This is a genomic window from Paenibacillus sp. sgz302148 (assembly GCF_056120465.1).
On record NZ_JBVYOJ010000014.1, the window covers coordinates 174,589 to 194,336 of the forward strand.

A 19,748-nucleotide genomic window follows, 5' to 3' on the forward strand; every position below is an offset into this window, starting at 1 on the left:
CCCAACCTCATAACTGAGGGGGCTGCCACAATGCATACCGGTTCCCGTCCGGATCCTGAAAAATAAAGGCGAGTCCGCAAGCGCCATCGCAGTCGTTCACATTTAAACTTATTTTGACAAGCATGCTGACTCGATCATTTCGGATTATTGAATCAATTGCCGAATAAATGGTGCTTCTACTTTATCGCTTTGCAATTCTTTGTACGCGTTCACTTTTCGAAAAGTATTTCCCATCATTTCATGGCTACGGTAGTTACGCAATTCCTCTAAATCAAATTTAGCCAGGAACACACCTTCAGTCATCTCATCTGCTACTAGAATCGTGTTATCGACAGATTTACCATATTGATCCCATACGATTGGACTAAAAGCACAAGAACAACCTGCATTTTCACCGGGCGGATTCGCCATGGCAATTCCAACCATGTTCTCGTAGGCTCTTGTTGAAAGCGCCTGTAATCTGGGCTTCATCGTTCCGCAATCATTTGGCACCAATATGATTTCCGCACCCTTTAACATGAGCACTCTTGCATCCAATTTCTGTATTTAACTTTTAATCAGGTACATTACAATTATATTGAACGATCCCAACGTTAAAGGTTTTCATTAGCCTCACTACTTTTCTCGAGTGTTTGTTTTATTTCATCCATTAATTTTTCATATCCGTTTGGGAGGGCCTGATCCGACAGGCGCTTTAGTTCATTCTGAAGAAGAATCGTGTAGGCGACATCCAACGCTTTGTCTTGAGGGGCTTCGATATCAGGTCGAACCCCTACTCCCTCCCAATTGCTTTTGGTTACCGGATTGATTGCACGGCCATTTGGGATAAATACTTCAAACTCCCTATTTATTCGATGCATTTGCCCCGGATGAGCCCCTCCTCCTGTACTTTCCCCAACAACAATCGCACGACCTATGGATTGTAAGTTGTAAGTAAACTCCTCGGCAGCTGAAAATGTTTTCTGGCTCGTTAATATGTACAATGGCTTCGTACCACCGAATCTCTTTCCCGGAACAAAGGGTAAACTCCAAAATTGCTGAGTTACATCATTTTTTCTCCAATAGAGATCATTAAGATGTGTTGGTGACGGTTCCAATACATAGCTTGAGAGGAATGCGACCATATATGGAGAGCCGCCAAAATTATTCCGCAGATCAATGATCATGCCGGATGTGTTGGCAAGGAACGTCATCGCGCCGGCTGCCGTATCGCCGGCAAGTTCGGGTGGCATAAATCCTTGAAACTCCAGCAATCCAACATTTCCTGGCAACCGCTCGATTTTGGTGAATCCGTAGTTATCCAACCTCGCCATGGTTAAGAAATGATCATGTAGGTTGTTATCCTCCTGATTCTCAGATTGAGGTTTTTCTGTGTAATGCCGTAAATGTAAATGTTTATCACGAGATACGTTCTGCAATTGCGCTGTCAATTTTTCCACAAACAAAGAGTGTTCCGTGATACCTTCGTATTCGCCGTCATTTAATCGTTGGGTAAGTTCATTTCGAATCTTGGAAGCAATTTCGGGGAAAACATAATGTTCAATGAGTAAATCTGTTAGGGCTTTTATTGTATCCGTCTTAAAGCCGTGGTCCATTATCATCCCTCCTGTGTAAATGACTCAATTGTGATTCACCACTAATTTCGATGCCTCTCATCCATTTCCTTTTTTTGTCGGCGACATGAGCGCAGCAAAGTGCCAGCTTCCCGCGGCAGCTCGTCGCTCTATTAGTGTCATATTAAAAAAGAAGTCCGTTCATCATCGAACGAACTTCTCCAGTCGTCAATACTAACCGCCAAACTGCTGACTTGGCGTTTTCTTGATCTGCCCTGTCTTCCCGCCGAATCCTTGTCGTCCGAGAAACAAAGCCGTCAGCAACGCGGATTTGGACATCACCCAAGCCAGCCCGAGCGGAATGACAACGCCCGCCATGGTGAATACGAGCGGTCCATATTGCAATCCAAGACCATACTTCAGCATAATGTTGACCGGAATGTGCAAATACATAATGGTAATCGTAACCGTACCCAAAAATGCCAGTCCACTCACCATGTTCCATCTGGAAATCCAAAAGCACAGCTGCAGCACGACAATGACACAAGCAAGCGGGATCATACAATCCAGCAAGGGCTGCGCGTAGACTTTCATTTTCATATCCAGTCGGAACTTCCATACCCCTGCTTCGTTCAAACCGACAGCCAGAGCAGCGATCAACAAGGCGGGCGCAAAAGCAATGCCGGATTTCAGCCATTCCGCCAGTATTCTTTTGCCTGCATAACCGAGAAAAAAGAAAACAATCGCCATCAATGCTACATCTGCATTCCACGGAATGTTCCATTTCGCCAGTTCTGTCATACTGATAAGATGGGCAGCCAAATAGCAAGCGGCGACCACCTTCCATTGGATGGCAAACGGAAAACGTGTCAGATACCCCATTAGCAGATGGACAATTAATAAACAGGTAATAAACCAGAACACGCCGTACCACCCGCCTAGCACGGTACCGCCATAAAGCAGCAGCAGCACGTCATGCGGAACCGACATCGGGTCTTTCAGCCGCACGGCTACGAGTAAAGCGATCACAATGCCATAGGCAAAATACGGGATCATAAAAAAGCGGATTCTGTTCACTGCCCATTTGCGATAGCTCTCCGGCGCCACTTCTTTAAACAGCAGTCCGCTTACCAGAAAAAACAACGGCATGCGAAACCATCCCAAATAGTGATCCATGACCTCATTTCCGGAATGTCCCATGACGACTAGAATGATGCTCAACCCGCGGGCGACATCAATCCATTTTTTTCTTTCTTTCATGAATTCCCTCCAGTTCTGATCTTGTATTGTAAGTGCACTTTAACGATAAGCTAATAGAATCCGCCCGTTAATAGGCGGAAACGTTCAAATCTTTAGGTCTTGTGAATGAAAAGCCGGATCCTAAAAAATCACTCTTTTCATAGCAATCGGATAGGTCTTTTAATATAACCTGGTCCTTTTTGTCGATGATGCAGATAGAACAAACGTATCAATATTCTGGTAAATAAAAAGCGGAGTAGCTGCCGCGGCACGCTACCCCACTCTCGTTTTTCATGACAAAAAACTTGTTACTCCATATCAACTCGTCATACTGTTATGACGATCGCGGGGGCTCCGGATTTCATACCAGGCTGTGGCGGCAAACAAGATCCCCCCGAGTAACCACCAAGGATTCCAAAACCAAAGGTGCCAGAGAGCTGCCGTCGAGTGCATGGACTCGGGGGTGTTAAGGAAACCGGCCCACATAAGTCCTCTCACAAGGAAGTTCGCTCCGCTGTATAAAATCATAAAAATCCCTCCGCACCCCACAGCGGCCAACAGCAGCCATCGAGGAACGATCCTCCCCCATGGACGGACGAGCGCAAGCGCAAGCAACCCGCCGAGAGCTTTTAATAAGCCGGTGATCCAGAGAATGACAATGAACCAAGGATCATCGGCAAGATTTGCTATATCGCCGAGAGTACTGGTGCCCACAGTTCCTCCGAGCGCCCAATAAAAGCTCATCGCAGCGAAAACGAACGCCCAAACGCAGGCCGTGTATGTGACCCACGGAGTCCTTAGCAAACGTTTTTTCTGGTTGTTCCTTTGCTTGGAAACCATCCGAGAACACGCCCAATCGTAGTAAAATATGTTTTAAACAAATAAACCGATATCCATATCTTATCACGAGGCTTCTTTGTTGTGCTATGCTTCCGTCTCCGATTTCAGATGTATCCGCTTCTCTAGCTCATGATCAAGCGTTTCGGCTAGTTTATCTAATGTCTCCTTCACGTCTTCTCCTTGGAACACGATCTTACTCAATGCCGGATTCACGAAGTCATCCAGTAATCGAAAATAAGTTAGATTCCCGGGCGATACCGGAAGCGAACCTCCGTATGCCATTTCCGCCAATATTGCGCAGCGCAGCGGGTCGCGATCGTGCCCGACCTCCTCGTAGACTGAATGCAATGGTGCTATAAAGCCCTGAGTCACAAGACGGGTAAGTTCGTTGCTCTTACAGGTCAACTCGTAAAGCAGTTTTTTCGCGAGTTCCGGGTGTCGGGTTCGGGCCGAAATGCCGAATCCGCATATCCACGGTTCATTCATTCTGAGGCCTTCCCGATCATGCGGTAACCCTGCAATACCGAGGTTTCCTTTCAAATGCGGTTGAATTTCGTGCAGCATGATCCAATAATCGAGGACCATGCCGGTTTCATTTGCTAATATATCGCCGTTTGAAAAATATTCTTGCGTCGCACGAGCCACCCGGTGCCTTCGAACGAGATCCGCTGCCCAAGTGATTGTTTTGACCGCTTCCGGGCTGTTTGCGAATCCAGAAGCTTTCGTACGATCAGGCGAGAACCAGTATGTACCGGCGGTTAACAGTAGAAGACCGATATATTCATGATGAAAAGATATCCTTGCTGCATACCGTTCCTCCCCTGGGCTTACATTAGAACGCTGCAGCCGAAGGGCCGTTTCAAAAAAGTCTTCCCACGTCCATCCTTCTTCTGGATAAGGGATACTAGCTTTATCGAACCATTGCTTATTGTAAAATATGCCTTTCATAGTAGCGCTAATAGGAAGGGTAGTAATCTAGCTGTCCGTTCGTACGAGCTGAAGAATCGACGGATGAAACAAAGCTTCAGTTCCGGCAGAATCGATCCATGATTGCAAGTTCAACAATAGGCGATCCCGGTTGCAATCCGTAATATCGTCATTAAATAGCTGTACGAGATCGGCTGTTGACTCGCGGGCGTAAAGATCAGAACGAATAGCGCCATTCGAAACAAGATCGACATAGACTTTCACACCAGGGTGCAAATCTTCGAACCTTCGTGCCACAGCCTCGATCGATTCTTTTTGCCATGGCTCATCAATCGCTACCCGAAGTACTGTTATATCACACGCATTATGCATCCAATGTAAAATGTCATTCATCTTTATCATCCTTTCAATAGTAAATGGTTGATCACAGATTGTAGGCCCTTGGCGGGTTATCAATAAACGGTAAGACTTGCAGCTTAACGTCCTTTTCGATCCTTAACACGATTTGTTCGAGAATTTCAATACCGGCTTCTTCGGCTAGGTAGGCCTGCTTCAAATATTCAATCCCTTGAGCCGAGGATATCGGATCATTGGGCTCTCCGCCCGATGGCATCGGGAATAGCTGATGCAGCTTCGCGAAGGAACCGTAAACGGTTTTGTAATGACTCGATGCTACAGTCAATAAACGCGTTATTTCTTGATCAGCCGCAGGATCTTCCGTCAATTTCGCAATCATCTCCTTAAGAAAACGCACTGCATGTTCGCGGGCTTGCAATAGGACAGCGATCGTGTAGGCATGGCCAATCGGTTCGATCGTCCTACTCTGCATAATGTTCATCCATGTCTCGTAAGCGGCAAGTCCATTTACATATCCCCCGAAAGTAGCTTCTTTCCCCCGGGCATGGCGGATGATCATCTTGAGCGTACGTACGAGTATGGATAATGGACCAATTTCGCTTTTCTTCTCAATTCCTAGAACGAATAACGATTTGGTCTTACGTCCTCCAAGCAAATAATAAGGAATTTCGGAAATCGATTTGGAGTCTAAGCCTAAAAAATGCTGCGCGTCGTCATCATAGCCATAGATGAGCCCGAATTCAGAGTTGATTAACTCCCAAACCAAGCAAGGATACCCATTATCGATCGATTGTTGCACGAGGCTAATTGCTTCGATCAATCGCAGAGGACTGGGAGGTGCGAAGTTGAACGCTTCGGTGTAACGTGCAGAAAACCCCATGTTCAATAACCCATTGAGAAAAATATAATTCCGATCGATCATGTTGGTGCTGGACATATCTACGCTGCTTTGTTCAATATTGATGTTAAATGCAAAGGTTAAACATCCATTAACAAATGGCAGGGTAAGCGTACTATCGCTAAGCCTTAAAGCCTCATGAACCCGATTGATATAAGTGAGATGCAGCGGCTCAGCAGTATTCAGCAAAACCTCCTTGTTCAACACGTTTTTGCCGATATGGAGATCCTCCTTCCTTTGTTGGATATGATCGCGAATACAAGCGGAAACGCGTTCTTGTTGAATTTTTGCCTTCGAGCGTGAAATCATTTTATAGACATTGCCTGTTGTGATATGGAACAAAACAGCGATCTCCTGAGGAGTGCATTCTCGAAAGAAATGAGCTTCAAATACTTCGCGTTCTCGTTTCGTCAAACAATGCAATAAGTTCTGAATCATTGTAACGAACTCGCGTCTTTCCACTTGAATATGCGGATTACCCGCTTGTAATCTGTCCTCATGCTTCAATGTTTTTGTTAAATGCTGGAGAATACTGTCCATGTTGTGCACATCGACATCCTGTTCTCCTGATGCCGGCACACGAAGACTGGAAAAGGGCTGTTCATGCCGATATGGCCCGCCCCGACGCATTTTCATTAGTGCTTGATTTCTAACGATCCCTTTAAGCCAAGGTACAAAACGGGAACAATCCATCAGTGTGCCCAAGTGAAGAAATGCACGAAGCAGCGCATCCTGCACGATATCTTCTGCCAAATGAGGATCTTGGGAAATATAATTGGCCCAAGTAAATGCTTTCATCCGATGTCGCAAAACAAGCTCATTGAACGCTTCTGAATCACCGTCTCGCGCTCGCATAATAAGCATTGCGTCAGGTTCTTGACCAACAGCATTGGGTTCTATCATGTCATTTATCTTACGACAACTCCTTTTTTTGTCCTCTACTATATAAGATGCCATTACAATATAAGTTCTGACATTCAGCATTCTATAAGCAAAAGATGGAGCAGCTGCCGCGGCAACTACTCCACTGATTTCCCCTTATATTTCGAATGAACGTTAAATGAACGTTATTTCTTCGACCGAAAAATCTTTTTCAATCCGGTGAGTAAATTTTCCTTTTCCTTTACTACTTTAGTTTCCCAACCATCATAATCTCCATTATATTCTTGTGCCGCAGATACCAAATAATCCGTAACATCGCTGATTGCATGAAGTTGAACAAAATCATTTCTGGAAATTGTTAACGAAAACTTATGTTCCTGAGTACCCTGATCCTCAATATGAAATCCGTTTCTTTGAACTTTCTCTATGAACAGATGACGCGACTCAGCGGAGCTGAAATAGATCCAATGATTCACGGTTCTCGCTTTTTCCAAGCTATCCCCCAGATGGCTAAGCTTTTCGACCACCTGTCTGTTCACCATACGATGCCAATTGGATTTATTCGGATACAAATTTTGATGATAGAAGTCTCTTGGTTTCTGTTCTTCAATCTGATTGATGCTATATTTATAATTTTCAAGGATTTGTTCTGCAAGCGCCTTCAATTCATCCCCATCGGCAGAAGCCGTATAGTAAAAAAAATCTCTCCTGCCATCCGTAGTTATCCTTCCGACATAAACATAATTATTGTCTAAGGATTCATGGATTGAATCCTCGATTGCATACAAAATTTCCGCTTCTTTATTGTTGGTAAGTCCATTTTCATTCGGATCATTTAGGATGATGCTGAGCCGATACAAGTGGATTAACATTTCGTTCTCACCATTTTTCCAAGGCTCTAAATCCAACATGAATGAAGCTGGTTTATTATCCATAAAAGTAAAGTAAGTATTCCAGTTGTCTGACATTTCTGCACCGCCTTCATATTCGTGTTGATCTGATTCGACAAAAATCCACCAATTTCCTGCCAGGTTATTAGATAATAATTACCCTTGAAAATACTAAAAGTGGAGCAACTGCCGCGGCATACTGCTCCACTCACGTTTCGGATTTAAATTAATTCTTCAATAACAGCTATAGCCTTAGCTCTCGATAGGTTGATGTACTCTATAATTTCATCAAAATGATATACTTCTAGGTCGGAATATTTATCTTGTTCTAGAATGTCAAAATCCCCGTTCATTTCTTCTATTAATTTTTGTAAGTCGTCAGGAGTAATATGTTCGATTTCCCTTGGGGAAGCATCAATCTCCAACTCATTTTTTAAGTTTTCCATTCGATAATGACAAAGCAGTTTCGTATTCATTTTTCTAAAATCCGAATACGATTTCTGTAAAAAGTTCGGGTCTACATCTTGCTTCTGCTTGAATCCATGTTTATGGTAGATCCGATCCATCCACACGTTATCGGAAACCAAATGAGTCAAATATCCTAATGAGTAGTCATCTTTTATATCGGATAAGTATTTATCCATGTATTTGTGATAATTTATTTGCCGAGTTCCCTTGTCTATTTCCCCTTCGAAATAATGAGTGATGTTTTTCCTTTCCAACGAGTAAGCAGCATCAGGTGCAATCGCGCCGAGTAAAAATTCTCTCTTATTTTTTATAATATGAATACTAGAAGCGACTACCTCACCAATGATTAAATGCATCAATCGCGAACCCATATACCCCCTCCTTGCACCACATTTTACCACACGCGATAGGTCAAATCACCTCAAATTTGCCAAACTCTTTGAATCCCAGGCGTTTTATCATATTCCTTTAAACAATACACATCCGGATTCGACAGTCCCTGCCATTGTTCAAATCCAAATTGATGATCATAATGTTTTAAAAGTAACGACATCAAATTCCCATGAGTAACTACGGCAATATTGTTATGAGCAGTCATATTCAACTCGTTAATTACGGATACAATTCTATTCATTGCTTCACGACTTGATTCACCGCCTGGAAGCGACTTTTCTAAATCAGTAAAACTGATACGCAAATGCTCCTTCCAATCGGTTAGATTTTCGCTGCTTAAAACTCTTTCAGCTAAGCGGTCTTCAATGTTTATATCCAAGTTTAATCTTTTGGCTAGGGGGCTGATAGATTGGATTGCCCGCAAGAAGGGACTACATACGATTGTTTCAATTCCTTTATCACCGAGAAAATCAGCAAGCTCTTGGGCTTGCGCCAATCCTTCTATGGTTAGTTCTGCTCCCGGAGCTTGTCCAACGGCTTTACAATGACGAATCACGTAAAGTTTCTTCATTCATTTCTCTCCCTATGGCCGCCACGGTGTTTTAAATAAAACATGATAGCGGCACAATCGATGTTAATAAATTGCAGCGGATCGTTGTGTATCCGTTCGGCAAGTTCGTCAACGGTTACCCAGCGGGCTTGTTGCGTCTGGTCTCCTTCTTCGAGCAATTCACCCTCTGCCCTGCAAACAAAGTAGTAACCGACCGAATCGATTCCACCTTGAATCGTCTGGTATGCGGTAAATGGCCTAACACATTCGACAACATGATTCGGATTAATCCCATCCGTATCAATACGTGTATCTTCCCCTTCAATCCAAGTGACATTGAGACCGGTTTCTTCCTTCACTTCCCGGCGCAACGCGGTTAATAACGACTCGAACTCTTCCACCCTCCCTCCCGGCAATTCCAGTTGCTTCGGTTCGTTCGGTTTATTGCGTGTTTGAATAATAATTTCGATTTTTCCATTGCGTTCTCGTTCTACGAAGGCGCGGGTATTTACATAAAACAAGTACACTCACTCCTTTTGGTTATTCATATATCAATCTTAGTCTCCAAAAACTCAAGATACTTTGGGTCATCTTCCATAAAAATCCCAATACCGGCACCCATATAAGCCCGGGTTAACTCATCTGTCGCTTTTTCAAGGTTTTCCTGCTCATAATATAACTGCCCTAGCCGAAGATGAATATAGGGATTTCCTAGCCCTCTCGGACACTGTACGGCATTATAAAAACACTTGAATGCCTTAACGTAATTCATCATACGAAAATGGACATCCCCAATAGCCACATAAATCCACGTAGCGGTCTCCCATTCCCGATGGTTTTCCGGCAATAAACGGAGGGCGGCGACATACTTTTGCTTGCCCGCCTCAAGACCGCCTGCCTTCACCAATTCATCACCTTGTTTACACAGAGCGGTAATTTCCGAATAGGTTGAATCTGAAAGTTGCACCGGCGTTTCTCCTGTTCTGTTCGAATTATTTAATGTCAAAGGGTCTGTCCGTTGTCCGATTCCACTCATCGAATTATCGTTTCTTGACTTTCATCAAAAATGATTGCTCCGGGTATTTCCAGTAAAAAGTCTATCGCCCATATGATATGATTCGTGAATTCTCGTCTTTCATCAGATGCGAATACGAAGCGAATGCGCTCGGCACAGTCTTTAACTTCAGGCGGACAATTCTTGACGATACTGGCAATGTAACTTACATCTGCGACTACATTGTGGCCGGTTTCAAAATGTGCGGTAAAACTCCACCCCGACCAACGAAGTATCAAATATTTTTCATTCGTGAACGGTTTCGCTGATTCTCCAATTATCAGACCATTATTAATTTCGGAATCAAAATAGGCTCTCAACTCATTTGCGAGATGATCAGTGGAGTATGGGTTTGACGACTTCGTAAGATAGGCATGTATTACGAACATGATCTGATTCTCCTAGTCTATTGGGATAAATGCTGTCTCGAGGGCAGCGGAAAGTCAATGCGATCATGCCTTCCAGGCTATTAGGATTCCGGCGTCTCCGCAGAATTTGCAAACATGATCAATGTCATCTTTACCAACCTCCCATAGCCACAAACCATTGCAGATTTTCCTTAGAGAACCGCGGCCCTGTTCATCTGCTATCCATTCTCCAAGCGGCAGGCCCTGGATTTTTATACGAAGATGCTTTTCGTTTAACATACTGCAGGGATATACCATTCTCAACATATCCCCCCTATAGCGAGCCTCGCCCTTAAATCTTCCGGGAGTTTCTTTTTTAAAAATGCTCGAATTTTCGTATGGAAACAATCTGACCAAATTCTCACCCTCCGCATAATAAAATGCATCGGCAACTTTTTTTGCAGCGTACACGATTCCATACGGATAGCTAATTTTCTTCGATACATTCACCACAAAACCGACGAATTTTTCATATACGTCTTCAATAGGTATCGCACACTGAGCATCAATGTGATGAAAGCTGCCAAACTCATCGGTCATATACCCGAAGGATGCAAACCATGGAGAACAGCCATTTTGTTCACTATATAACCTAAATGCCGTTGCTTCTTTTGAGATCATTTTATCCTTGAGATCGGAAAGCGATGTTTCTATCAAATCAATATCTAATCCATAATCGCCGTTTATGTATTTATAGTATCCGGCAGTTGTAATTCTTGTACCGATAGCATCAAAAAAAGACTCGCCAGCATTGCAAGCCTCAAGCGGAGTGATTTCGCTCGTGTCGTACATAGCTATCCCCGTGCACATATTTATATTGGACCTCCATACTGCACTTATTTATTGGACCTTCAACTGCCAATCCAGATCTTACTCGGCTTCGAAGTACCTATGTTTACCATATTGCCCTAGATTGCATTTGATGGGAATCCTGCAAATTTACCAATTTTAGTGAGGATTATTCCTATCGAACCTAAAATGATGCCAAAAAAAGAAGCAGCTGCCGCGGCATGCTGCTCCACTCTCGTTCCCTGCTCATTTCTTACTCCAAGTATCCTTTAACGGGACGATCCGGTTAAATACAAGCCGATCTCCGACACTGTACTTCATATCTACGCAAAAATAGCCATGACGGAAGAACTGAAATTTCTGTTCCGGGCAAGCACTTTGAACAAAAGGTTCTATTAAAACATCGTTTATGGTAACCAACGATTCCGGGTTGATCGCCGACGTCCAATCCCCACTGTCCATCGGAGTTTCTTTCTCAAGCAGCTTTTCATAAAGATGGACGTCAGCTTGAACGGCATGCTCCGACGAGACCCAGTGAATCGTCCCCTTTACTTTACGGCCCGTAAATCCCGTTCCGCTTTTCGTGAGTGGGTCGTAGGTACAGCGAAGTTCCGTAATTTCGCCCGTAACGCTATCCTTAATTACTTCCTCGCACCTGATGAAATATGCACCCTTCAACCTTACTTCGGCATTCAAGCTGAGCCGGTGAAAGCCCTTAGATGGCTGCTCCATAAAATCATCCCGCTCGATATAGATCGTATTGGAAAAAGGCACCTCTCTCGTTCCCAGCGTCTCGTTTTCGCTGTTGTTTTCAATCTTTAACAGCTCTACGTGACCCTCCGGATAATTGGTGATGACAACCTTCAAAGGTCGCATCACAGCCATGACGCTGACCGTTTTTCCTTTTAGATCCTGCCTGAGGCAATGATCCAGTAACGAAATGTCTACCGTGCTTTGAGTTCGGATGCTCCCAATCTCCTCGATAAAATTGCGAATGCTTTCCGGCGTAAAGCCTCTTCTTCTAAGCCCTTGGAGAGTTGGAAGCCTCGGATCATCCCAACCGTTAACGTAACCACCTTCTACCATCGGCCGTAAAAAGCGTTTGCTTGTCACAGCACCCGTTATATTCAGACGGCCAAATTCCCTTTGCCGCGGAGGTTCATGGATACCCAGTTCGTTCAAGACCCATTCGTACAAGGGACGGTGGTCTTTAAATTCAATTGAGCATAAGGAATAGGTAATGCCTTCAATTGCATCTTGAATTGGATGAGCAAAATCATACATCGGATAAATGCACCAGTCGTTTCCTGTCCTGTAATGCTCCGCATAGATAATGCGATAAATAACAGGATCACGCATATTTATATTGGGCGAGGCCATATCAATTTTAGCACGAACAACTCTGGATGCAGCCGGGAACTCGCCATTTTTCATTTTCGCAAAAAGCTCCAGGTTTTCCTCGATTGATCGGTTTCGATAGGGGCTGTTCTTGCCCGGCTCGGTCAAAGTCCCTCGATACTCCGTCACTTCGTCCGGTGTCAACTCACAGACGTACGCCTTCCCCTGCCGGATCAATTGAACTGCGGCGTTATATATTTCGTCCGAATAATCAGAGCCGTAGTAGATGTGAGGACCCGGATCGTATCCAAGCCACTTGATATCCTCAATGATCGCGTTAACGTACTTGCTGTCCTCCTTAAGTGGATTCGTATCATCGAAGCGTAAATGAAATGCCCCGTTAAACTTTTGAGCGACTATGGACAATCCAACAAAAAAAATTTCACCTCCAAGACTTTATGTCTTGGGGACGAAATTTTCGCGGTGCCACCCCAGCTTCATCAATATGTCGCCATATTAACCTCTTCAAGTACGGCATTGCAGGCAATGCTTATACTCTAGCTCTATAACGGGAGCTCCCGTCATGCCATCCCCACGCACGGTTCCGACATGCTGCTCAGAGGCTTGTTTCAAGGAAAGGTTCTGTGCTCCTTTTCAGCTGCCGGAGCTCTCTGTGCAAGATCGTTTTCCCCTACTCTTCTCTTCATCGCGTTTGAATGTTGTCAATATCGTATCAATGATTCCCTTTAATGTAAACCGTAATTCATAACTTCAGACTAAATGTCGGATTTGCTTCCCAAGCGTAACAACTTGCTGATTTGAATCTCTTGCTCTTCAACATAGTTGCGATACTTGTTACCGTAATAGTAATCCATAATATCTTGATTAATTTCCGGGTACAGCTGAATCGTGTGTAGCTCCGAAATCGGTATCCACTTCACGCCAATTTGTTTCGGGTCTGGGTTTGCGGGGAGTTTGGGATGCGAACCGGCTATTAATTGACATTCAAAAGTTATCCCTACAGAATGTGTATCGCCGTAAATCCAGTTGTTTTTGGCGGGTTGATATTCGTAAACAAATGCAACCGACCCGACTTCCACGTCTACACAAGCCTCCTCTTTTGCTTCCCTTTTAACAGCATCAATAAAGGTTTCACCTGGCTCAAGACCACCGGCTGGAAGGTTGTAATGCACGCCTTCATCATCATCAATATCATTTTCAAATTCGACAAGTAAAATTGCCCCGTCCTTAATGATCAAAGCACAAGCACGAAGTCGTATCTTCTCCATCTTAGTCACATCCAGTCTCTTATGTAACTTTCATGGGATATTGTACCATTAATTGCCTGATTATGCTCCACAAGTTATCGATGATCTTCCTCAGAACTGGTAGCCATAGTTCATTTTTGATTCTTCTTTCTTATTTCATAAACTTTAGGATGTAAGCCATGTAGACTAAGGTCATATATAGCGCTCAGGTACAACTCGTTTTCTTTAGCCGCTTGTATCATTTCCTCGTGACAGTCCGTAAGCAGCACCATCCGCCCATGCCGTTTCAATATTCTTTTGGCTTCCGCCAAAAATTCAACATATAGTTTGTACACGTCTCCTACTGCAATCTGCTTATTCCATGGAGGATTCGACACTATAATATCGATACTTTCAGAAGTGGAGGGTGTTTTCCTAGCATCGCAGCCAAAAACAATCGCTCTTCCCTTACAATTCTCTTTTGCTATTCGTACGGCTTCTGCCTCATTATCGCTAGCCAATATTCTTCTAGCCGGGAACCGAACGCGTTCATCCGATATAGTGCCTGAACCGCAAAACGGATCATAAAACACTTCGTTCTTACTAGGTTTGCTGATTCTTACTAGCGCAGCTGCCACCGTCGGCCTGATACCGCCCTTTAAAAAGAGACGAGTATTCCCCCGAAATCGAAATTGTGCATCTGTCAATTTAATAGAAATTCGGCAAAACATTTCGTCAATATCCGCACGAATACATAAAGCTCCGGCATCTTGTGGAATACTCGAAAATCCTTCTTTTTCCACAACATGTTCAATCGTCTTTATCATATCAAAACGAGAATAGGAATGTTTTCCTCTTCTGCTGGCACTTACTCGAATGTTTCTTGATGATTTGGAAAATTCAGCAGCAAGCCTCTCCCATTTCAATTTCTTGATGGCAGTTTCAATCTGAGCTAAATCTGATTTATGCTTCCCAACAGCAAACTCAGCAACGATACAATAAATATTATCCGCACAACGAAGATTCATGAGTCGTTGAACTTCCCCGAACGCCTGAAATACGACCTTGCCACGTTCAAACTTCATCCCTCGTATTTCGATACCAAGTTCCTCGATTTCATCCGCAAGTACAGTTTCGAACCCATAGGTTACAGTGGCAAAAAACCATGAATGATTCTCATATCGTTGCATGAAGTCCCCTCTATCTCTGATGTGTAAATCATATAACATCATGATAAAGACGGGTAACGATGGTGAATATGGCTTGTTTAAGTTAAGTTATTTTCGATATAAAAGTCTAAAACAAAAATTGAATCAAAAACATATAAACGAGTGTACCGCTAGCAATGGATAAAAACATATTCTTTTTCCACATATGGAGAATAGCGACGATAGCAATTGATATCAGTTCGGGTACTCCGTGGTTGCCGGTTACAAATGTGACATCTTTTATACTGTAGACAACCAATAGCCCGATTGCCGCAGAAGGCAATACTTTGCCGAGATACCGGACATAACTTGGTGTGGATCGACCTGAAGGAAAAATAATAAACGGAAGAAATCTTGTCATCATCGTTCCCAAAACGACCATTCCAATCGTAATCATTCGCTCTAATAATGTCATTGACATGATCTTTCACCTGTTTTCTTCTCTAGTTGCTTCCTCATCAATGTAAGTACGAAAAGAATGATGACCATGGAAGGGATAATAAAGTTACCGCTGTTAAAAATGACGAGGCATAAAATGGATATCCCTAGACCCAATAACGCGCTATGATGTGCGGTCTCTTTCACCCATTGTTCAATAAAGATGACGACAAAGAGTGCCGTCATAACAAACTCAAGCCCTTCCAAATTGATTTTCACTAGCGACCCAAAAAGCCCGCCAACTGTTGCCCCCAGCACCCAATAGCTATGATTAAGCACGGTGATGAAGAACATGAACCATCCTTTATTCACCTCTTGCGGTATTTTGGCCGTGTAATTAATGGAGAAAGATTCATCGCATAAGCCAAAAATCAAATACATCTTTTTGAGCCCGGTCCCACTGTACTTTTCAAGCATGGAGATCCCGTAAAAAAGGTGACGCGCGTTGACCATTAAAGTGAGGAACAATGCACCTAATGGGTTAAAAGCACCAAGCAACAGATTGACCGCTACAAATTCCATGGAGCCGGCAAAAATCAATAGGCTCATAAAGAAGGAATACCCCACGCCAAAACCCGATACGTTCATAAAGATGCCGTAAGCAATCCCCAGGAATAAGAAGCCGGCTAAAATGGGGATCGTAGTGGGAAAGGCTGCACGAAATGCCAATCGAAGTTCGTTTTTGTTCGTCATAGTTAGTTCGCATCTCCTCAGCACGATTACGTTTCTTTGCAATTTTATCAGCGCAAATCCATACAATCAATGATATAATTGTATGGATTACAATTTTGCGAGGTACAATATGCCGATAAATTCCTTCACGGATTACCCCATGTCGTGGAAACCCGACAGGGCCGCTTTGAAACGTCCGCTCTATCATTCGCTCGCTTTATTACTGGAGCATGACATAATAAACGGATATTTAGCTCCAGGTACTAAACTTCCGCCGCAAAGGGAGTTGGCCGATTTTTTGGATGTAAATTTTACGACTATTACTCGTGCTTACAAGCTATGCGAACTTAAAGGCTTAATATATGCTGTAACCGGAAGCGGGACATTTGTTTCTCCCAATGCGGCACGCTCCATCACAATTTCAAAAGATAAAATAACAAGTGAATGTATTGATCTTGGCTTTGTTGCATCCTTTGAGCAAACCAATACGATTGTCGCTGCAGCTGCAAAGAAAGTGACGGAGAAAAGTTATTTGGAGCAGCTTTTTAATTACAATGATCCTACCGGAATGCCACATCAAAAAATAGCGGCATTACATTGGATGAATACTTTTGGCATCCATGCGGACACAGAGAATATAGCCATTGTTTCCGGTGCAATGAATGCTTTGGCGATTACATTGTTAGCTCTGTTCGAACCAGGAAACCGGATCGCCGTCGATATGTATACATTTTCAAATTTTATCGAAATTTCGAAATCGTTTCATATTAAATTAGTCCCGATTCCCGGTGACGAGCACGGAATGCTGCCGAACGAGCTTGAAAATCAGTGCCTTCAACTGGATGTACATGGCGTATTTTTGATGCCTACTTGTTGTAATCCCACAACGGTAGTGATTCCAGCCGATCGTAAAAAAGAGCTAGCTGCCATTATAAAAAAGCATCATTTGATTGTCATTGAGGATGATATTCATGCCTTCCTGTCGACCGATATTGAGGATGATGTTGTCCAGCCTATATTTCAGCTACTTCCAGAACAAACGGTTTATATATGCAGTACCACCAAGTCCATCTGTTCTGGCCTTCGAGTGGCCTATATTGTGTTTTGCGACGCATTTAAAGAGAAGATGATGCAGGCAATATTTAACGTGAATGTCAAGACATCTTCAATGGATGCCGAGATCATAACCGAACTTATGATTTCGGGAAAAGCAAATGCAATTGTTGCGGAGAAAAAACAGCTAGCGCAGTCTGCAAACCGTATTTTTGCAGAGCTGTTCCCTCAGCCTTTCCATAAGGGTCATCCCCTAAGCTTTTATCGATGGCTTCCGATATCGGAGAATGGTAATGCAACAACCATGGAGCGTTATTTTCTGGACAAAGGGATTCGTGTTTTTCACTCGGATCGCTTTATAAGCGGGGCAGCTACACAGGACAAATATTTGAGAATAGCACTTTCGTCAACACATTCTTTGGAGGAATTAAGAAGAGGGTTGGAGATCTTGAAAGAAAATCTAAAGTGATCAAAATGTGGAGCATATGCCTTAGCACGCTGCTCCGCTCGCCATATAGTACAACACTTGTCATCGCTCGCTCCCCCATGCGCGTTGAGATATCGTTTTAATAAAAAAAGCCGCATAAAATGCGGCCTTTTATCGAATAATATATTTAAAATTGTTACCCAACAGCTACCGGTTCCGGCAACTTTTCGGTCAGCCCAAGCGCGAGCGCTGTTGAAGATTGAATATCCTGGACAAGTTCCGGGTTTGCCACAAGTGACAAGCCGTAAGAAGGAATCATTTCTTTGATTTTCGGTTCCCACGCTTTAAGTTGCTGCGGGAAGCATTTTTCGATAACCTCCAGCATGACGGAAACGGCGGTCGATGCCCCCGGAGAAGCTCCGAGCAGTGCGGCGATCGATCCGTCAGCGGCGCTAACGACTTCCGTACCGAACTGAAGCGTTCCTTTGCCGCCGGCAACCGTATCTTTAATGACTTGGACACGTTGGCCGGCTACGACTAGATCCCAATCTTCGCTTTTGGCGTTAGGAATGAACTCACGCAGCTCTTCCATGCGCTTTTCTTTTGACAACATCACTTGCTGGATCAAGTATTTGGTCAAAGACAAGTTTTTTGCGCCTGCCGCAAGCATCGTTAAAATATTGTTCGGTTTTACAGAACCCAACAAATCGAACATGGAACCGGTTTTTAGAAACTTTGGCGAGAAGCCGGCAAATGGTCCGAACAGCAGCGATTTTTTGTTGGCGATAAATCTTGTGTCAAGATGCGGAACCGACATTGGCGGCGCACCAACCTTAGCTTTGCCGTAAACCTTGGCATGATGTTGTGCGACAACCTCCGGATTATTGCACACCATAAATAAGCCGCTGATCGGGAATCCTCCAATATGCTTTCCTTCGGAAATCCCCGATTTTTGAAGCAAAGGAAGACTTCCTCCCCCGCCGCCGATAAAGACGAATTTTGCAGTATGGTGTTCGATCGTGCCGCTGTCGATATTCCGCACTTTCAATTCCCAAGAGCCGTCGCTAGTACGTTTAATATCATGTACACTATGTTTGTATTTAATGTCTACGTTTTTATTCTTTAAGTGATCGAACAACATGCGCGTTAAAGCGCCAAAGTTAACGTCCGTACCGGAATCAATTTTTGTTGCCGCGATCGGTTCATTCAATGCGCGGTCTTTCATAATAAGAGGAATCCATTTCATCAGCTTTTCCGGATCATCGGAAAATTCCATCCCTTGAAACAGCGGGTTGTTAGATAATGCTTCAAACCGTTTCTTCAAGAAATTAACGTTTTGTTCCCCTTGCACAAGACTCATATGAGCCAATGGCATAATAAAGTCTTGTGGATTGCGAATCAGATTGCTATTTACAAGATAAGACCAGAACTGCATGGAAACTTGGAACTGTTCATTCACTTTTACAGCCTTGCTGATATCAATGGACCCGTCCGGCTTTTCGGCTGTGTAGTTCAGCTCGCACAGCGCAGCATGCCCCGTTCCCGCGTTATTCCATTCGTTGGAGCTTTCCTCTCCTGCGCTTGCCAGCTTCTCAAACACTGTAATTTCCCAGTCCGGCATCAATTCTTTCAGCATTGACCCTAAAGTCGCACTCATGATTCCGGCACCAATTAAGATAACGTCTGATTTGGTTTGTCTGTTACTCATGTTTACCTTCCTTACATGCTGATATTTGAAGAAAAGATATAGGCGCCTGCTTAAGCTGCACAGCAAGCTAGGGTGCGACGTTGGTCACACCCCATTTACTCAATCAAAACAATTAATCTTAGTGTATCACTATTGGATATAGATTAAAATATTTATTTCCTAATTAAATGATAGTTACATGCTCTATACGACAAGAAGAACGTCGAAGAAGCCAATATATTGTCCGATTCGCCAGACTACTTTATACATTTTACCACACATAGCTGCCCCGTTGTTAATAAAAAAGTGGAGCAGTTGCCATGTGATATGCTCCCCTTACGGTAGACAGGTGAAATAATAAAACCTGCTACGGTAAGGGGAGCTTTTTCATGCAAAAACGATCCTATTCGGCTTCTGAGAAACTTACGATC

The 19,748-nt window shown here is 43.6% G+C and carries 20 protein-coding genes, 1 pseudogene and 1 other annotated feature; of the genes and pseudogenes, 1 reads left to right on the forward strand and 20 read right to left on the reverse strand.

The features are described from left to right. Nucleotides 1–144 precede the first annotated feature (144 nt). From AC0LWM_RS21190 to azlC, 19 genes and pseudogenes are all read right to left on the reverse strand, one after another. On the reverse strand, nt 145–519 hold the full coding sequence (locus tag AC0LWM_RS21190) for a carbon-nitrogen hydrolase family protein (protein ID WP_474676981.1): 375 nt from the start codon (nt 517–519) through the stop codon (nt 145–147). 74 nt (nt 520–593) lie between these two features. Further along, nucleotides 594–1,595, reverse strand: coding sequence for a S41 family peptidase (locus tag AC0LWM_RS21195; RefSeq protein ID WP_474676982.1), 1,002 nt, complete (start codon nt 1,593–1,595; stop codon nt 594–596). Nucleotides 1,596–1,787: 192 nt separating this feature from the next. Continuing rightward, nucleotides 1,788–2,813: an acyltransferase family protein gene (locus AC0LWM_RS21200; RefSeq protein ID WP_474676983.1), complete on the reverse strand. Its 1,026-nt coding sequence runs from the start codon at nt 2,811–2,813 to the stop codon at nt 1,788–1,790. A 297-nt stretch (nt 2,814–3,110) separates the two neighbouring features. Further along, on the reverse strand, nt 3,111–3,632 hold the full coding sequence (locus AC0LWM_RS21205) for a DUF3995 domain-containing protein (RefSeq protein ID WP_474676984.1): 522 nt from the start codon (nt 3,630–3,632) through the stop codon (nt 3,111–3,113). 84 nt (nt 3,633–3,716) lie between these two features. After that, entirely contained in the window at nt 3,717–4,607 is an 891-nt protein-coding gene (locus tag AC0LWM_RS21210; RefSeq protein WP_474677005.1) for an extracellular solute-binding protein, read from the reverse strand. Beyond that, nucleotides 4,608–4,952, reverse strand: coding sequence for a hypothetical protein (locus AC0LWM_RS21215; protein WP_474676985.1), 345 nt, complete (start codon nt 4,950–4,952; stop codon nt 4,608–4,610). A gap of 31 nt (nt 4,953–4,983) precedes the next feature. Then, a complete protein-coding gene (locus AC0LWM_RS21220; protein ID WP_474676986.1) occupies nt 4,984–6,717 on the reverse strand; it encodes an RNA polymerase sigma factor in 1,734 nt (577 codons plus the stop codon). Nucleotides 6,718–6,881: 164 nt separating this feature from the next. Further along, nucleotides 6,882–7,664 carry a DUF695 domain-containing protein gene (locus AC0LWM_RS21225; protein ID WP_474676987.1) on the reverse strand — a complete coding sequence of 261 codons (783 nt, stop codon included), beginning with the start codon at nt 7,662–7,664 and terminating at the stop codon, nt 6,882–6,884. 143 nt (nt 7,665–7,807) lie between these two features. Further along, nucleotides 7,808–8,425 carry a zinc dependent phospholipase C family protein gene (locus tag AC0LWM_RS21230; RefSeq protein ID WP_474676988.1) on the reverse strand — a complete coding sequence of 206 codons (618 nt, stop codon included), beginning with the start codon at nt 8,423–8,425 and terminating at the stop codon, nt 7,808–7,810. A gap of 50 nt (nt 8,426–8,475) precedes the next feature. Further along, complete coding sequence (locus tag AC0LWM_RS21235; protein WP_474676989.1) at nt 8,476–9,018, reverse strand: histidine phosphatase family protein; 543 nt, start codon at nt 9,016–9,018, stop codon at nt 8,476–8,478. Beyond that, nucleotides 9,015–9,518: an NUDIX hydrolase gene (locus AC0LWM_RS21240; RefSeq protein WP_474676990.1), complete on the reverse strand. Its 504-nt coding sequence runs from the start codon at nt 9,516–9,518 to the stop codon at nt 9,015–9,017. Before AC0LWM_RS21240 ends, AC0LWM_RS21235 begins: the two co-directional genes overlap by 4 nt. A 23-nt stretch (nt 9,519–9,541) precedes the next feature. Beyond that, a complete protein-coding gene (locus AC0LWM_RS21245; protein ID WP_474676991.1) occupies nt 9,542–9,964 on the reverse strand; it encodes a tetratricopeptide repeat protein in 423 nt (140 codons plus the stop codon). Between the two features lie 65 nt (nt 9,965–10,029). Further along, nucleotides 10,030–10,440, reverse strand: coding sequence for a hypothetical protein (locus tag AC0LWM_RS21250; protein ID WP_474676992.1), 411 nt, complete (start codon nt 10,438–10,440; stop codon nt 10,030–10,032). A gap of 63 nt (nt 10,441–10,503) precedes the next feature. Continuing rightward, entirely contained in the window at nt 10,504–11,250 is a 747-nt protein-coding gene (locus AC0LWM_RS21255; protein ID WP_474676993.1) for a hypothetical protein, read from the reverse strand. Nucleotides 11,251–11,493: 243 nt separating this feature from the next. Further along, a pseudogene (locus AC0LWM_RS21260) lies at nt 11,494–13,002 on the reverse strand (glutamine--tRNA ligase/YqeY domain fusion protein); the annotation flags it as partial. A gap of 45 nt (nt 13,003–13,047) precedes the next feature. Next, nucleotides 13,048–13,301 (reverse strand) — a binding site (T-box leader). 60 nt (nt 13,302–13,361) lie between these two features. Next, on the reverse strand, nt 13,362–13,874 hold the full coding sequence (locus tag AC0LWM_RS21265; protein ID WP_474676994.1) for an NUDIX domain-containing protein: 513 nt from the start codon (nt 13,872–13,874) through the stop codon (nt 13,362–13,364). 110 nt (nt 13,875–13,984) lie between these two features. After that, nucleotides 13,985–15,022, reverse strand: coding sequence for a methyltransferase (locus AC0LWM_RS21270; protein ID WP_474676995.1), 1,038 nt, complete (start codon nt 15,020–15,022; stop codon nt 13,985–13,987). A 106-nt stretch (nt 15,023–15,128) separates the two neighbouring features. Continuing rightward, nucleotides 15,129–15,461 carry a branched-chain amino acid transporter permease gene (locus tag AC0LWM_RS21275; protein ID WP_474676996.1) on the reverse strand — a complete coding sequence of 111 codons (333 nt, stop codon included), beginning with the start codon at nt 15,459–15,461 and terminating at the stop codon, nt 15,129–15,131. Next, nucleotides 15,452–16,171 (reverse strand): azaleucine resistance protein AzlC, encoded by a 720-nt coding sequence (azlC, locus tag AC0LWM_RS21280; RefSeq protein ID WP_474676997.1) that lies wholly within the window; start codon nt 16,169–16,171, stop codon nt 15,452–15,454. The genes AC0LWM_RS21275 and azlC overlap by 10 nt, the downstream gene beginning before the upstream one ends. A 109-nt stretch (nt 16,172–16,280) precedes the next feature. Here azlC and AC0LWM_RS21285 point away from each other — a divergent pair, with 109 nt between their 5' ends. Beyond that, nucleotides 16,281–17,672: an aminotransferase-like domain-containing protein gene (locus AC0LWM_RS21285; protein WP_474676998.1), complete on the forward strand. Its 1,392-nt coding sequence runs from the start codon at nt 16,281–16,283 to the stop codon at nt 17,670–17,672. 154 nt (nt 17,673–17,826) lie between these two features. Here AC0LWM_RS21285 and AC0LWM_RS21290 read toward each other — a convergent pair whose 3' ends face one another. Continuing rightward, complete coding sequence (locus tag AC0LWM_RS21290) at nt 17,827–19,404, reverse strand: malate:quinone oxidoreductase (RefSeq protein ID WP_474676999.1); 1,578 nt, start codon at nt 19,402–19,404, stop codon at nt 17,827–17,829. Between the last annotated feature and the right edge of the window lie 344 nt (nt 19,405–19,748).